Source organism: Mycoplasma sp. 6243 (assembly GCF_051200785.1).
Lineage (GTDB): Bacteria > Bacillota_I > Bacilli_A > Mycoplasmatales > Metamycoplasmataceae > Mycoplasmopsis.
This window is the reverse complement of record NZ_CP195154.1, coordinates 78819-95578: the sequence shown is the minus strand read 5'-3', so window position 1 is coordinate 95578 and position 16760 is coordinate 78819. Positions and strand designations below refer to the sequence as shown.

12 protein-coding genes are annotated in these 16760 nt (G+C 27.6%); 9 read left to right on the top strand and 3 right to left on the bottom strand.

Annotated features, from left to right (window positions below; all coding sequences use genetic code 4):
- Nucleotides 1-225: 225 nt before the first annotated feature.
- Together ACR82Z_RS00425 and ACR82Z_RS00420 are read right to left on the bottom strand one after the other, a co-directional pair.
- Entirely contained in the window at nucleotides 226-1101 is an 876-nt protein-coding gene (locus ACR82Z_RS00425) for a hypothetical protein (protein WP_435129722.1), read from the bottom strand.
- Nucleotides 1085-2035 (bottom strand): RluA family pseudouridine synthase, encoded by a 951-nt coding sequence (locus ACR82Z_RS00420; RefSeq protein ID WP_435129720.1) that lies wholly within the window; start codon nucleotides 2033-2035, stop codon nucleotides 1085-1087. Before ACR82Z_RS00420 ends, ACR82Z_RS00425 begins: the two co-directional genes overlap by 17 nt.
- A gap of 63 nt (nucleotides 2036-2098) precedes the next feature.
- Between ACR82Z_RS00420 and ffh the strand changes: the two genes are divergently transcribed.
- Nucleotides 2099-3451, top strand: coding sequence for a signal recognition particle protein (gene ffh, locus ACR82Z_RS00415; protein ID WP_435129717.1), 1353 nt, complete (start codon nucleotides 2099-2101; stop codon nucleotides 3449-3451).
- An 81-nt stretch (nucleotides 3452-3532) separates the two neighbouring features.
- Nucleotides 3533-4114 carry a hypothetical protein gene (locus ACR82Z_RS00410; RefSeq protein WP_435129714.1) on the top strand — a complete coding sequence of 194 codons (582 nt, stop codon included), beginning with the start codon at nucleotides 3533-3535 and terminating at the stop codon, nucleotides 4112-4114.
- Here ACR82Z_RS00410 and ACR82Z_RS00405 read toward each other — a convergent pair.
- Nucleotides 4111-5160 (bottom strand): hypothetical protein, encoded by a 1050-nt coding sequence (locus ACR82Z_RS00405; protein ID WP_435129711.1) that lies wholly within the window; start codon nucleotides 5158-5160, stop codon nucleotides 4111-4113. The genes ACR82Z_RS00410 and ACR82Z_RS00405 overlap by 4 nt on opposite strands.
- A 160-nt stretch (nucleotides 5161-5320) precedes the next feature.
- Between ACR82Z_RS00405 and ACR82Z_RS00400 the strand changes: the two genes are divergently transcribed.
- The 7 genes from ACR82Z_RS00400 (at nucleotide 5321) to ACR82Z_RS00370 (ending at nucleotide 16685) form a co-directional block, all read left to right on the top strand.
- Nucleotides 5321-6898, top strand: a complete 1578-nt coding sequence (locus ACR82Z_RS00400) for an ATP-binding cassette domain-containing protein (RefSeq protein WP_435129708.1) — start codon at nucleotides 5321-5323, stop codon at nucleotides 6896-6898.
- Nucleotides 6882-7853 (top strand): ABC transporter transmembrane domain-containing protein, encoded by a 972-nt coding sequence (locus ACR82Z_RS00395; protein WP_435129706.1) that lies wholly within the window; start codon nucleotides 6882-6884, stop codon nucleotides 7851-7853. Before ACR82Z_RS00400 ends, ACR82Z_RS00395 begins: the two co-directional genes overlap by 17 nt.
- A gap of 37 nt (nucleotides 7854-7890) precedes the next feature.
- Nucleotides 7891-8748, top strand: coding sequence for a DNA-binding protein WhiA (gene whiA, locus ACR82Z_RS00390; RefSeq protein ID WP_435129703.1), 858 nt, complete (start codon nucleotides 7891-7893; stop codon nucleotides 8746-8748).
- A 299-nt stretch (nucleotides 8749-9047) separates the two neighbouring features.
- Complete coding sequence (gene infC / locus ACR82Z_RS00385) at nucleotides 9048-9674, top strand: translation initiation factor IF-3 (RefSeq protein WP_435130663.1); 627 nt, start codon at nucleotides 9048-9050, stop codon at nucleotides 9672-9674.
- A complete protein-coding gene (rpmI, locus tag ACR82Z_RS00380) occupies nucleotides 9655-9843 on the top strand; it encodes a 50S ribosomal protein L35 (RefSeq protein WP_435129700.1) in 189 nt (62 codons plus the stop codon). Before infC ends, rpmI begins: the two co-directional genes overlap by 20 nt.
- Before the next feature lie 43 nt (nucleotides 9844-9886).
- On the top strand, nucleotides 9887-10237 hold the full coding sequence (gene rplT, locus ACR82Z_RS00375; RefSeq protein ID WP_435129697.1) for a 50S ribosomal protein L20: 351 nt from the start codon (nucleotides 9887-9889) through the stop codon (nucleotides 10235-10237).
- Between the two features lie 217 nt (nucleotides 10238-10454).
- Entirely contained in the window at nucleotides 10455-16685 is a 6231-nt protein-coding gene (locus tag ACR82Z_RS00370) for a glycoside hydrolase family 20 zincin-like fold domain-containing protein (protein WP_435129694.1), read from the top strand.
- Nucleotides 16686-16760 lie beyond the last annotated feature (75 nt).

The following is a 16760-nucleotide window of genomic DNA, read 5'->3' as shown; positions in this document are numbered from 1 at the left end:
ATATAATGGGTACTATAATTGTGTTCTTTTTCTTCAAAATTAATTTATGTATAAAAAATACATAATAGAAAAACTTTTTCATTTGTCTCCTTATATTACTTAATAGTAATATATAAATATTATAGTATAGTAATATAAAAAAGCAAATTATTTTTAATTTTATGTTTTTCTTGCTTTTTTACTTTCACACAAGCATAAAAAGCAAGAAAAAAACTACATATAAATTTATGTAGTCTTATTTTTCTTTGTATAAGCAATAATTTTTTGAATTAATTCTTCTTTTTCCATATCAGCATAACCAAAAATATTTAATTTTTCTCCTATTTTATGAAGCTGGCTAAGTGGCAATCTAATAAGCTTTTTATATTCTTCGCTTTCTTGTGGTTTCGGTTCTTGTGGTTGCTGTGTTTGCTGGTTTTGTTGTGGATTTTGATTAGTAAATCCAAAAGGCGAAACAAAGGGATTATTATTTTGGTTTTGACTTACATTTTGCATAAATTCTTTTAATGCCTTAGTTTGTAAGATAATAATAAATGTTTTTCTTATTCGACTTACTTCTCTTTGAACCAAAACAAACAATAACACATAAATAAATAAAATAATTATTGATACAATGAATTTAAATAATATAATCTGATTTCCTTGTAAACCCTTGTAATTATTTGGAGTAAATAAGAAAATCGCTAATGTTATTATGTTATATAAACTAATTAATCAATTAAATAACAATGCTCCATTAGATAAATAACCATAATTTTTCTCTTTTGTTGACCTTTGAACTGACATTACAAAAAATATAATAGTAGAAGCAGAAAACACTAACGAAAAAAATGTAGTTGTAATGTCTTGTTTGTATGTATAAGCAGCAGCGCCTTGAATATCTTTTATTTGTTCATTTGGTTCAACAGTTTTATTAATTGTTTGATATAAATCTACATAAGAATTATAATTAAGCCCTACAAATATAATTTGTGCTAAATATAAAGCAGTTAATACAGATAAAAGTCCGATAAAACTAAAAACTCAAATATTAAAATAGTTTTTGTATTTATCTCAAAGACTTTGTGTATCAGCAAATTGTTCGTTATAATACTTCTTCATTTTGTCCTTTCTTTGCTTCATATATTTTAATAAATTCATCAAAATCTAAATTAGCTACATCAAATTTTGAGTCTGGTTTGCTATAAAATTCTAGATATTTTTTGGTTATCGGATGCTCAAATTCTAATTTATATGCATGCAGTCTTTGTCCTTTATCATCAACTGATTTACCATACAAAGGATCCCCATAAACAGGATTTCCTATATGTTTTAAATGAACCCTGATTTGGTGAGTTCTGCCTGTTTCTAATTCGCATTTAACTAATGTTTTAGGTAAATAATCAATATAAAAACTCTTAATCATTGTAATATGAGTTATAGCAGGTTTGGAATTTATATTTGTAATAGTCATCTTTTGTCTATCGATGTTCGAACGACCTATTGGTAGGTTTAAAAGTAACTTTTTATCTTCTATTATCCCATCGCATATTGCTAAATATTTACGATTTATTTGATGTTTTGCAAACTTTTCCGATAGCAACTGATGTACTAAATTATTTTTAGCAATTATTAATAAACCACTAGTATCCTTATCAATTCGATGCACTATCCCTGGACGCAATAATCCATTTTCATTAGATAAATTGTTTTTAAAGTGATATAAAAGTCCGTTTACCAGTGTTCCACTGGTATGACCTGGTGATGGATGCACCACAAGTCCACAAGGTTTATTTATTACAGATATATATTCATCATCATATATTATATTTAAATCCATTTTTTCAGGTTGAACATGAATTTCTTTATCTAAAACTTTCTGTATTTCTATGTTTTGCCCAACTGAAACAACAAATTTAGGTTTATTTACTAAAATTCCATCTACTCAAACTACTTTTTGTGCAATCAATTCTTTTATATCATTTCGAGAAATATTAGAATTATTTGCTATATATTTATCAATCCTCTCTGTATATTTGACTGTTAAATGTAACATTTTCAAATTATACCAAATTTAAAAAAGTCACACGAAAATATTGTCTTAATGTATAATTGAATTATGTTAGGATTTTTAGAAAAAAGAATGCAAAAGGCACTTGAAAAAGTGCAAAAAAAAGTTACCTTAAACGAAGAAGATATTTTGGTAATCATGCGCGACATCAAAATGGCACTTTTAGAAGCTGATGTTAACTTGCAAGTAGTCAAAGAATTTATTTCTAAGGTTAAAGAAAAAGCTTTAGAAGAAAAAATTGTTGGTAAACTTAATCCATCGCAACACTTCATCAAAATATTACATAACGAACTTGTTGAAATACTTGGTTCAAAAGTAAAAGAAATTCAAATTAGCAAGCGACCTTATATAATAATGATGTGTGGTTTGCAAGGATCTGGTAAAACAACTGCAACAGCAAAACTTGCTTACTGATTCCGTAAGAAGAAAATGGTGACTAAACCGCTAGTTGTAGCCGCCGATATTTATCGTCCTGCTGCTGTTGAACAACTTGTGACATTAGCAAAAGGTATTCAAGTAGATTTTTATGAAGAAGGTATAAATAACAGTGTAGATAATATTGTTTCCACAGCAATGGCAGTAGCAAAAGAAAATCAAAATGATTTAATCATCATCGATACTGCAGGTCGTTTATCAATTGATGAAAAATTAATGGATGAATTAAAATGATTAAAAAAGATTGCAAATCCAGATGAAATATTCTTTGTAACAGATGCTTTAAGTGGACAAGATGTTATTAATGTTGCAAAAACCTTTAATGAGGCATTAAAGCTTACTGGGACTATAATTACTAAACTTGATTCTGATGCTCGTGGTGGTGCAGCATTAAGTTTAAGATATATCTTAAACCTACCGATTCGTTTTATCGGAACTGGTGAAAAAACATCTAATTTAGACTTGTTCTATCCTGAACGTATGACTGATAGAATTTTAGGTATGGGTGATGTTATGTCTTTAATCGAAAAAGCCCAAGATGTAATTGATGAAGATAAAGCAACTAAAATGTTTCATAAAATGATTACAGGTGATTTTGGTTTAGATGATCTTCTTGAGCAAATTAACCAGGTAAAAAACCTCGGTAAATTTTCTAAAATATTAAAAATGCTCCCCGGAAACCTTGCATCCAAAGTAGATGAAAGTCAAATAGAAAAAGCAGAAGAAAAGATGTATGTTTACCAAATTTTGATATCTTCTATGACAAAAAGAGAGCGTCAAAATCCAAAACTTTTAAAACAAGTTACACGGAAAGAACGTGTATTAAAAGGTAGCGGTCGCTCTCCTCAAGAATTTAACAAACTTATTTCTGACTACGAAGCAATGGTAAAACGTATGACAGAAATGGCAAAATCACTTAAAAACGGAGGAGGATTGGGAGGATTAGGTGGAGGTTTTGGTTTCTAAAAAGTAAGTTCAATGAACTTGCTTTTTGTTTTTTTTGCAAAAAGCATATAATTTTTCAAATAAGTAGTTATGAAGCAAGGAATGAAAAAATTTACTGGTTGATCACAAGGAACCAGAGCAGTAGAAGGTAAAAAAGAAGGTGAAAACTTTCTAAAGAACATTTTAAATATCCTAAACATACAAACTCTGCAACTAACACCTGGAAATAAATTTCACAGTGTTAAAAGCGAATTAGAATCAAACAACTATATGTCTCCTGATTTTGTTATAAATTGTCCTAATACATTTAAAATTAAATTCAAAAACCGACTACAATATTTATTTTTAGAAAGTAAATTCAAACAAATAAATGGTTCTGACTGAGAGAAATTAGAATCTAATTTTGGATATCATCATCACTTTTATAACAATTTATCAGAATTATTCGATAAAAATATAAGAATTCAAACAATTGTTATATTGGTAGGTTTTTGAAAAATATTACAGAAAAATTATTGAAATTTTATAGATTATTACAAAAGCACATATGGTGAATTTGTCATATTTGATTTTGGTTTTAAAGAAGATATTTATACTTTTGCAAGACTAATGGATATTAAATTAAACAAAGAACAAGAACAAAAAATTGAAGAAGCTTGAATAAAAGTACACAAAATAGATTAATTAAATTTCTTTAAGATTTGATAAATTACACCAGCGGGAATATGTGATGTTTCATTTGCTTCCCCTATTTGCTTTGTATTAAAATCACCAATAGTTTTTAATGCGTATTTTTGTTTAGTTAATTTTCCTAATGTCATTGAAGTTTTCTTTAGTGATGAGTGTCCTTTATCCCCAATTTTATAACCTATATCAACATATCACCTACGATAATATTTATAGCTACCAAATTCATCAAGAACTTTTTTAACATGTCTAAAATCACCTGAACCATTTAGGTAATTTTTTTTATATTTTACATTTTCAATTCATTTATCATAATATTCTTTGGACACTTCTTCTCATTGAGTTTCATATGTTCTGGGTCTACGCTCTTTTTTCAATTCTATTTGTATATTTGAATAAAAGCAACCAGATTTATTTTGTGGAAAATCATATGCACCATAACATGCAACATTTTCATAACCATTCAAACCTAAATTCACTCTTAAAAATTGAAATAACATCGAACTATCAGGATTTTCTATATATCAATATTTTGGTTTAAAAGTTTTTATCAAATTCACGGAATTGACTGCGCATTTTTCACCTAATCTCTTTATAAAAAGTTGTTTTGGTCCGTTAAGTCTTTTAGTAAAACCAGATTTAAGGTTTTCAAATTCTTCCAAACTTCTTTCGATAAGTTTGGAATTTTTGTCACCTTTTATTTCTTGTTTTCAAAAACAAGTTCCTCCTCCAACCATTGATAAAACCTTACTAAAAGACTGACACAATGTTGAACTAAGAATAATGTCAGGTTTTTGTATAGTGTTTTCTTTAATTAATTTATTAAAATCACTGATTATTGAATCAGAACTTAAATCGATATCTATATAAGTTTGGAAATTATAGTCAGTTTGACCACGAAAACTTTCTTTATGTGTTTTAACAACATCGAAAGTATAAACTTTGTAATATTGATCTAAATTATATTCTTTTATTGCTCTTGATACAGAATTGCAACCACCACCAAATAAATCTCAAATAATTTTCTTATTAAATGATTGCATTTTTCTCCTTATATTTATTTTATCAAATTCTTTAATTTTGCTTTCGTTAATCTGTATGCTTCTGAATATTAATTATTTCAATATTTTGTGCTTTTTTAATACTATTTTTATAAAAATCTAATAATAAGATATGATTATTTAATATATATGAAAGGATTTGATGACAAAAATATTATCTAGGAAATTGTTAATAATACTTATCTTACTATTCACTTTCTTTTCAACTACATCTACCTTTTTATTGGTATATTTTACTACTGAACTGATAAGTCTACTACAAGAACAAAACCAACAATTTTATACAGATTTATATGCAGATATATCATTAATTTCTATATTTTTAATAAGTAGTATTATCAATGTTTTTCTTAGAAATAAGTTAGATAATTATATTTCAAAATTAGTAACGAATAATATTGTAGACAAAATCTTTAGTGTGCCAAATATAGAGCTTTCAAGTTCAAAATCACAAGAAAATATCAATTGAATTAAACATAGAATCCCAGAATTTCGAAGTATTGTTTTAAAAACTTCTTTAGATGCAGCAACATCATTCATAGTTAATATTGGAACATTATTTGTATTAATTGTCTTAAGTTATAAACTTGCTCTAATCGGTATAGGTGCACTTATATTACTACTTATTTTCCCTTCCTTTTTGAATCTAATAATTAATAAACATAAGCACACAAATAAACAAAAAGAAGCAAGATTTTTAAACTATCTACAAACTACTTTTAACGGTTTTAGACTTTTTTACTACTTAGGGGATGATAGTCACATCATTAAGTATATAGATGAGATTTTGAAAAAGTGAATTATCAGAATAGATAAAGATCATTCCAAGATTAATATCATTGAAACAATTAACAATGGGTTTACCTTTATTATAGGACTCTTTTTAGTTTTTATTACAGGTTTTTTTATAATAAATCAACATCAACCAGTTGCCATTATTTTTGTGCTACCTAGTTTCTTTGTCGCTTTTTCATCAAATATTCATAATTTAATTAAATTAAATTCAAAATTAAATGAATATAAAAGTTTTTATAAAAAATTTAATTTTGAATTTAAAGATGTACATCACGATTTTTCTAAAATTACTTTCGGTTCTATAAGCATTAACAATTTAACCTATCAAAATAATAATCATACAATCTTAAATAATATAAATTATGAATTTATCAAGGGTAAATCCTATGCAATAACAGCAAACGATAAAAATACTAGAAACTCATTTATCAACATACTTTTAAAACAAATAAATACATATAATGGACAAATAAGTTTTGATGGAGAAAATATAAATAATATAAATACAGCTCAATTTCTTAAAAGTATTAGTTATATAACTTCCCATTATAAGCTTTTTGATGATAGTCTTTATAATAACATTACACTATGAGAAGAAAATCAGGTAACTAAGGTTAAAGTGGTTTTAGATATTGTAGAACTAAAAAACTTAGATATTGATATGCAAATATCAGAGCAATCGCTAAATCGTAGTCAAAAACAGCGAATACACCTTGCTAGAGGACTTTGTGAAGATAATTCTATTATTATCTTAGATGATGCTTTTTCAAATGTTGAAATGAATTATTTAAATAAGATTTTTAGTTATCTTAAAACAAAAAATATTATCATCATCCATTCAACGGGTAGTATCAAAAATCTAAATCACTATGATTTTATTTTAAATCTTGATAATCAAACGGAGGAATATGAAGAAAGTATTTAAGGATATTAAATCAATATTTATATTTTTTACTCTTTTATCTATATTCATATCTTTATTCGCTATTGCTATTACTTTTTTAGAAGGATATGCAATTGATGCTTTATTAAAAAGATTTGAAGTAATTAAAAATCATAAGATATTGAATTTTGTTATTTTATTATCTGTTGTATGCTTAGCTTATTTTATTTCTTTAATCGGTAAATATTACTATCAAAAAATAAACAATAAGTTTGTTTTATATATATCAAAATCAATTACCAGCAACCTTTTCTCACAATTTAAAGATGCAAGTATCGAAGTAAAACAAACTTACTGTGTACAAGATATTTTTAAAGAAATAATCGATCAATCAAAGACTATTGATATTCATACCTTTATCCCTTTATCACAATCGATTTCTATTTTATTTACTTATTTAGCTATCATAATATTTTTTGCTATTACAAACTGAATTGCTTTAGTCTTACTCTTGGTAGTTTTAAGTTTTTGCTCGATAATCTATCTTATATTTGCTAAAAAACTTAAAAAAAATTCAAAAGAGAACAATGTCGCTTTTAAGCAACTTATAAATAAATTATCCTACTATATGAAAAGATATCCAGTTCTTTATTTTGCAAATAAAGAACATCTTATCAAGGAATTTATGCAACAAGAAATTTATAAATATTATCAAGCGAACTATAAATATAATTTTATAAATTCTATAAATGATAGTTTTATTAAAATTGTCCTTGAATTTAGTTCTTTCTTAGGTTTGGTTGTTTTAGGAACATTATATTTAAATCAAAATCCCTTTACATCAATTGGTTCAATTTATATATTTAAAAAAGTTATTGAATTATCTAAGAATCAATTACCTTTATTAGCAAATAATATAAAAGTATTAACGACATATAAACACGAATTTACTGTTTATAACTTTCACCATGGAGATTCTAAGAATTTAAGTTTTTAAGTTCAAAAAAATCAATTTAATTTTGTAAAATTTAATAATGGAACACAAAAAGATAAAAAACTCTTTTTCACGCGAAGTAAAAAAGGAAATAATAAATCTAATTAAAAGAGATAATGAATTTGTTGCTTTTTTAAATGGATTTATTTTTTCTAATGCGATTATGTCCGAAACCGAATTTGTTTTAAATATAAGAAATGAATATATTTTTGAAAAACTTGTTAAAAAATTTGAAAAAAAAGGTTTGAAATTTACCCCTAAACAAAGTAAAATAAAAATTAACAAAAAAGATTTTCAAATAAATTTTGAAAATGAAATGAACCAGCAACCCACTTTCTTTTTTGCTGGTGTTTTTGTTGGTGGAGGAAGTATTTCAGATAAAAACTCTACTTCATATCACCTAGAATTAAAGACAAATTATTCAGAACATATAAAAACCATAATTGATAAACTTAATAAATACGAATTTGAATTTAACGTACTAGAAAGAAATTCAAAATTTATTGCTTATACTAAAAAACTTGATAATTTACTTGATTTTTTATCTGCAATAAATGCTAAAAAATCTTGATTTTCTTTACAAAACATTAAGATAAATCGCGATATGGAAAATTTTTCAAATCGGCTGAATAATATAGATTTTTCAAATTTAAAGAAAGTTACAGATAGTGCAAAAAAACAATTCGATAATATTTGCTATATATATAATAATAATTTAATGAACCTTTTTAATGAAAATCAACTTATTGCATATAGAATAAGAATGGAAAATCCATGGATTTCACTAACTGATATAAAAAATACCCTAGAAGAACATCACAATATTTATATATCAAAAAGTGGAATTAGTCATTGATTTAGAAAGTTAGATAAAGTCGCAAAAGAAAGTCAGAAATAAGAGAAAAATATAATAAATTTTTTATATTTTTGTAATTTAGATATATGCTTTTTCGAAAAATTAAGATATTATAAATTTTAATACTTAATACCAGTTAAAAAAATATATTAATTTCTTTTGTTATCACTACACAAAAATACAAATATGATAAAATATAGAAGCAATAAATTTATTTAATTGCAGAAAGTAGATGAAATCTCACCTGATGGTCATAGCCTTGGGTTTAGCTACAATTAAATGTATCAAACTTCTGATACTTTTAAAGTAGGAGAGCGAATCAAACTTTTTTATAAGGAGACATTATCATACACGACAAAAGAAAAAAACCTACTTCAGAACATTATGTTAACAAAGACATTCCATTTCCAAAAGTTTTCTTAATCGGAAGTGGTGGTGAGAAATTAGGTGTTAAATATACTTCTGAAGCTATTGAAATAGCAAGAAACGAAAAAATGGATTTAGTTTTAATCAGTGTGGAACCTAAACCTATTGCTCGAATTTTAGATTACGGAAAATTTAAATATGATCGTAAAAAGAAACAAAAGGTTATTAAAGAAAAACAAACAACCATTCAAAATCGTGAAATCCGTTTGACTCCTATGATTGGTGAAAACGATTTAACTACCAAAGCAAAAAAAGCTCGCGAGTTTCTTTTTAAAGGTGATCGTATTAAGGTTTCTGTAAAACTTAGAGGACGCGAATTAGGTAGAAAAGACTTAGGTGAAAATGTATTATGAAAGTTTTTATCTAAGGTCGAAGATATCGCTGATAAGACAACCGAACCAAAACTTGTAAATGAACGTTTCTTAGACATGAATCTCCAACCAAATAAAACAAAAATCGCTAAATACTTAAAAGAACAGAACTTAAATGCTCAGCATCAAGGTTCTATAGAAGGAGAAACAAATGCCAAAGATGAAAACTAAAAGTGCGTTAAAAAAACGTATTAAAGTTACCGGAACAGGTAAGGTTATGAGAGAACAAGCCTTCCGTTCACATTTAGCACAAAACAAAACTACCAAACAAAAACGTCAAGCCCGTAAATCAACTCTTATGCACAGAAGCGACCTTAAAAGATTTAAATCATTGATTTAATCTTTCAGCTTGATATTTTATTAACTAAGAAAGGAAAATAAATATGGCAAGAGTTAAAGGTGGAACAGTTACAAGAGCAAGACGTAAGAAATGAATAAAATTAGCTAAAGGTTACTTTGGACATAAATCAATCGGTTATAAAGTCGCAAAACAAGCAGTTATAAAATCATGAACTTATGCATTTAGAGACCGTAAACAAGTAAAGAGAAATTTCCGTAAACTATGAATTGCACGTATTAATGCAGCAACCAGAGCAGAAGGACTTAGTTACTCAAGATTTATTAACGGACTTAAAAAAGCAAATGTTACAATCAACCGTAAAATGCTTTCAGAATTAGCAATCAACGAATCAAAAACTTTTTCAATGCTTGTTAAATTATCTAAGGAAGCATAGAAAGCACAAAAGAGCAGATGCTCATTTGGGTCAAAATGCAATCTAAAAGCTACACTATAAAAATTAGGTTATTGTGTAGTTTTTTTGTATAACCACAAATTATTTTTCAATGATAAATTTAGAATATTAACTTAACAACTATGTAAAGTTTTGAATAATATTTCAGACTGCTTTAAAAACCGTTTTTTTTTTTTGGTTTTAATTTATAATATGTTATATGAAACAATATAAAAAATTAAAACATTTGATTTTAGGTGCATCATCAATTGGTGTTGTTGCTGTTTCAGCAACAACTACAACAGCACAAAATCAAGATATAACTTCTGCAAGACACTATAATATTGCACCAGAAGTTCAATCTATTACTTATTTAAATAAAACATCTTTAATTTCTAGAGATGTTAATTTAGTTTATGAATCTAATATTGATCAAGCAACTAAAGATCGTCTAAAGGCTGCATTAGCATTTAGAAATATTACATCTTCAGAATCAAGAAATATAGTAGAAGGGAAAACTAATATCCTCGTAGGAATTCAAGGTGATAGTGACACCTTAGTTGATGATCAAATTAAAAAAATTGATTCATCAAATGATTTTAATGCTTCTAATTTTACTAAAAACGATTCATATGTAATCAAAACACAAGATAACTACATTGAACTTTTAGCAAAAGATTCTGATGCTGCTTATTTTGGTGCTACTACTTTATGACATATCTTTCAACAACTTGATGGATATAAAATAGAAGACTTTACCATTAATGACTATGCTGATATTAAAATGCGTGGAATGATGGATTCGTGAAAATTATATTCATATGCTCCAACTCAAACTAAACAAGATATTATTAACTTAATGAATTTTGCATCGTTTTATAAACTTAATACCTACATCTGAAACCCAGATCAAAAAATCTTAGGAGAAAATAAATCAAATCGCAATCAAATAGATAGCAAACCTGGTTGAAGTGTGTTATACACAGCAGATGAACTAAAAGATCTCAAAGATATCACCGAAGCATCAAAACAAAGTCACGTTCACTTTATTTATACATTAGATGCACTAGGTGATTTTAATGCTAAAAATTCTTCGCAAACATATACCGATGCTGAATATCAGAAGGATTTAGGATTACTTAAAGAAAAATTATTACAAGTTATCAAAGATGGTGGAGTTCGTCATATTGGAATGTTATCACCAGGTGAAGATTCTACAAAAGTATCGCAGTTATTTAATGATTTAGTGACTTGATTAAAACAACTACAAACAACCTATCCAGATTTAAGCACTCAAATTTTATTTGAAGGTAAATATGGTCAAGGTGGTTCTGATTTTACTGATACAAATCACACATCGTTAAATACAGGATATCTACCTTATTATGCTAATTTACCACACGAAGTAATTCCATTTTTAATTAACGATGCATCAAAAAGATATATTGATGCTTTTACAGTTGATAGATATTCATCTGATTCATATAATATCAAACCTGTGTTTCACAAAACTTTTTCAGTTGATTTAGCAGATAATTCTTGACTACAAAATACCATATTAACTCGTGGAGCAGAAGATTTAATTAAGTTATCTAATAATAACAGTGACAATATCAATCCAGATAAATTTAGTGGATTGGTATTAACTGATGTTAATATCCATCCACAATTTTCTTTGTTTTCATATTATGATTTAGCTAACATCTCTTGAAAAATTTTACCTACACATTCAAATTCACGAAATGAAACAAAGAAAAAGTTATACTATGATTCGTTTAAAGTGGTTGCATCAAATACACTCCTTGATACACCAGCATCAATTGCTTTGCGACATGTTGCTAAATATTTATCAGTTGAGTATACTGGACAAATTAATGTGTTTGGTGATGATCCTTTAAAAGAAGCGGCTACTAATTTTTCAAAATTAGATTTATATACAGGTAATCATTCTACTGAAGCGAATGCATATTTAGAACAGTTAGAAAATATTATTTCTGAAATTCAGTTACTACAAGATAACAAGGATAATTCGTTATTTTTAGCAAACATCAAAGATAACTACTTATCTGCAGTTAAAGATATGTTTTCAGCATATAAATATTATGTGCTAGCTTATTTAGAAAACCAAAAAGTTGCTCCAGTTTTAGATCGGGTAGTTAATTTATATAACATCGGACAAACTTATTTACAAAATTTTGCAACTTACAAATACGGTGATCCAAAATATGGACAAGTGATTATTAAAAACTTAAATGTGGGTGCAGATGTAATGAAAAATCTGCAATCATATCTACAAGATATAGTTTCAAAATATCTTGATAAAGTTCAACCAGTAGGTGATGATGATAGTGATAACCAACCTAGTGTCATTACTTCAATGTCAGATCCATCTAATGCTTCACTTTCAGATATTTTTATCTTAGGAAACCAAAGACAACTAGTTTATAAAAATAATGGTAGGGGAAGTAATAAAATCAAAACAGGGGATTGATTTGGTGTTTCATTTAAAAAACCAATTTATGCTAAAGATTTACAAGTAAAATTCGGTTCTAATAATAATAATGGCAATGAATACTTTAAATCCTTTAAAGTACAATATCAACTTTATGGACAAAGTACTTGAAATGATTTGCAAAAAGATGCAACTACACAAGATTCACAAACAAGTGGTTCAACTAGTAACGATTACACATTAAATAGTGGAGCGTTAACTACAACTACCAATAATAATAAATGAAATATTAGTGTAAATAAAGATAATGTATCTGCAATTAGAATCGTAGATACAGAACCTGCAAACACTCAGAGAAATGCTTGGTTTAGAATTTATGAATTTGTTGTAAATACTGATACTGCACCTAGAATCGGGAAAATTTCAGATAATTTACAAATTTCAGAAGATAATGAAAATCATAACAGTGCTGATTCATCGAATAAACGAACTTTTGATTCTAATAATATAACCAATGTTCAAAAATCAATCTTTGATTTATCTACTAATATAAATAACTTTGCTAATAACAAATACATCCAATTTAAATTAGCAAATGAATCAGAAGTTACATCGGTAGTCATTGAACAAGGTAATAGTGAATTAAATTCAGGGGTGGTAGAATATTGAGATTCAAATGCATCTACACCTTCTAGAGAAGGTGCTTCTTCAGCAGGTACTTGAAAATTATTTGGTAACATCCATAGTGGTGCATATCAAATTATCCGTGGTCAAGCTCGTGCTCAATTTTTTAGAATTAGATCAACAGATACATCACTAACAGGAACTTGAAATCTTGTTTCATTACATCTTTTCGGGCCTTCAAATCAGTTTTTATATACTGATAAAGATGATTCAAATAAAACTAATTTATTTACCACGAAGTTAAATAATAATGAATTTAACTTGTTTGTAGCAACCCCTAATTCTACAACTGCATCATCTTCACAAACTCAAACAACACAAATTACTTTAAATGATGACAAATATGTTGGATTAGACTTATTAAGAATGTATGAACTTACTAATATTAAGTTTAACGGAAAAGCTACACTAGATAACAAAGTTGTTTTAGAAACATCAAGAAACGGAATTGAATGAACACAATATACAGGAACACTTGATGATACTAATAAGTTTGCTCGTTATATCCGTGTTAAAAGAGCAACAAATCAAACACCTTCTTTTTCAAATTTAGATGTAAGTGTTCAAAAACCTAAATCATTTGGTACATTGCTTGGTTCAAATGTGCAAATTATTAATGGTTGAGGTAATGATACTCGTTATTCAGATTCTGCATTAGACGGGAATTATACTACATCTGATAATTTTAAAGGATGACCTAAAGCAAATGATTATATTTTGTATGATTTAGGTAAACCTACTACACTTCAATCTCTTAAACTTTATGTAGACCCAAACACATCTGATTATCCACGATTCTTTAAGATATATGTTTCAGAAACAAATAGCAATGAAACAAATAGCTGACATGAAATATTTTATTCAGGGAACAAACAAGCTACATCTGATTCATCTACCACTGTAACAGGACCAACCACCTTAGCAGCAGTTAAAGATTTTCAATATCTTTTTGATAATACTCTTTCAGATTCGAGATTAAATTATATGGTTAAAGTTGATCCACAACGCAACAACTTTACCTATTTTGAAGCAGACGCAAGCAAGATTGCTGCATTAGGAAACAAAAATATTAGATATGTAAAAATTGTATTTACCAAAGATATAAATGACTTATTACAAGTAACATCACATAATAAAAATCGTGGTGTAACAATTAATGAAATTGTAATTAATGATAAATGAGATAATGTACCACATTCTGATGCAAGATTTACAGGCACTAATTATGAACCTACTTTAAAGATTAATTCACCTAAATACTTTGTAGATGGTGATTATTATACATACTGAACACCTGCTCAAAATAATGGAAATTTAAAATTCTATATCAATCCACAAACATATAATGATAAAGATGTTAATGTCTTTTCTGATGGTAGCGCACAAGATGCAACATTTAATGCAATCTGATATAATACAACTACCAATAAAGAAGAAATTACTAAATTAGGAACCTTAAACCTTGAAGCACTGAGTTTTTCACTTAAAAACTCAGATAATACTAAAAAACTAGTAGGATTCCAAATTAATTGAACAGATAAAAAACCTTTAATTTATGAAATTTCTCCATCTCCACGAGAAACTCAAGACAGTGGAGATCAAACAAATAAACCAACCTTAGCAACACTAAAAGAATCTTTAGCAACCGCTCCAACTGGATATAATGATTGAACTCAAGATTCTAAAACTCGTTTTGATAAAATAAAGACATCAATTGATGCAATGGCCGCTGAAAATGTTGCATTAACTGATCGTTCACTTCATCAACTTAAAGTTGCTGTTGATGCTGCTAAAGCAGGAACACCAGCAGTTTCGACAGCGAATGTTGCAACCTTAAATAACATCATCAACACTGCATATTCTAATCAATCATACATTCAGGATGCCAACTATGCTAAATATCAATTCTTATTAGATCAAGTGAAGCAAATTGTTGCTAATCCATCAAAATATTCAAATGATGATTTTAATGAATTAAAATCACAGCTGGATGCAGCTAAACAAGGATTAAAATATTCTACATATAACCAACAAGTAGCTGAATTTAATCTCAAAGAACTTGATAATCTGAATGCAAATCACTATGATCCGCAAACTTATGCACAACTACAAGAAACTAAAAAAGCACTTGAAGCAAAAATCAAGGATGGAACTGCTACTATCGATGATTTTGTTAAACTTAATGCCCAAGTTGCTACCAAAGTTGAAGAACTAAAACCAAATGATTTAGGAACTACATATACAAACCTAGCAGATGCAATTACTAAAGCAAAAGCATTTATTGCTGAAAACGCTCTAAAATTCCCACAACAATCACAACAATTACAAAAACAAATCGATCAATGACAGGCAACTTTAAACAACAAAGATGCTAAGTTAGAGGATTTACAAAAAGCTTTAGATCGGATGAATCGTGCTAACGAAGATGCACAAACTCAAAAGGATGAATTAGTTGCTTCATTGGATAATTTATTGACACCACTTGCTAATACTAATGAAATCTATACTGTTGATTCATATCATTCATATCTTGATGCAATCAATCAAATTAAAACAATCAATCACGATCCATCGATGTTAACTGCATCGGATATCCAAAAATATGTAAAACAAATTCAAGATGCGCAAAGTATGTTAGCAATTTCACCAACTAAACTTGAAACTGCTAAAAAACAAGCTATTGCATTAACTGAAGGTCTAGATTCAGATGTTCAACAAGAATTTAATGACCAACTTGCAAAAGCAAAAGATACTGCTGCATTAGCTAAAATCATTAACGCAATTAATGATGAAGTGCAACAAAGCAAGAAAAATAAAGAAGTTTTATCTAATAGCATCAAACGTTTATTAGATAAACTAACAAACGAAAAACTCAAAGCAGACTTAGAGCAAGAAGTTAAAGAAGCTAAAACCGAAAATGAATTAGCAAACTTTAAATCAAAAGTGTTACAACTATTAAGTCCAAAACCAACCTTACCTGCTCAGCCAAGTACACCAGAAAATGGTGATAAAGATACTCAAAAACCAGAGCAAGGCGGAAGCACTAATACCCCAGCAAATACCGAAGGTTCAAAACCACAAGAAGGAGGCAATAGTGGATCAACAACCACTCCACCTACTTCCAAAAACAAACCAAAAGACCAAAATCCACAAGATAATAAAAATACAGAAAATACAAAAACTGTTGAAAAATCTACTGGACCAACTGGTGGAGCAATCGCTGGTATTGTAATCGCTGTATTAGCATTTGTTCTCGGTATAGCAACCTTTGGATATACTTGATTTAAAAACAAGAAGAAAAAATCAAATCAATAATTTAAAACATCGCATCTGCGATGCCCGAAATGCAATTTAAAAAGCTACACTATAAAAATTAAGTTATTGTGTAGC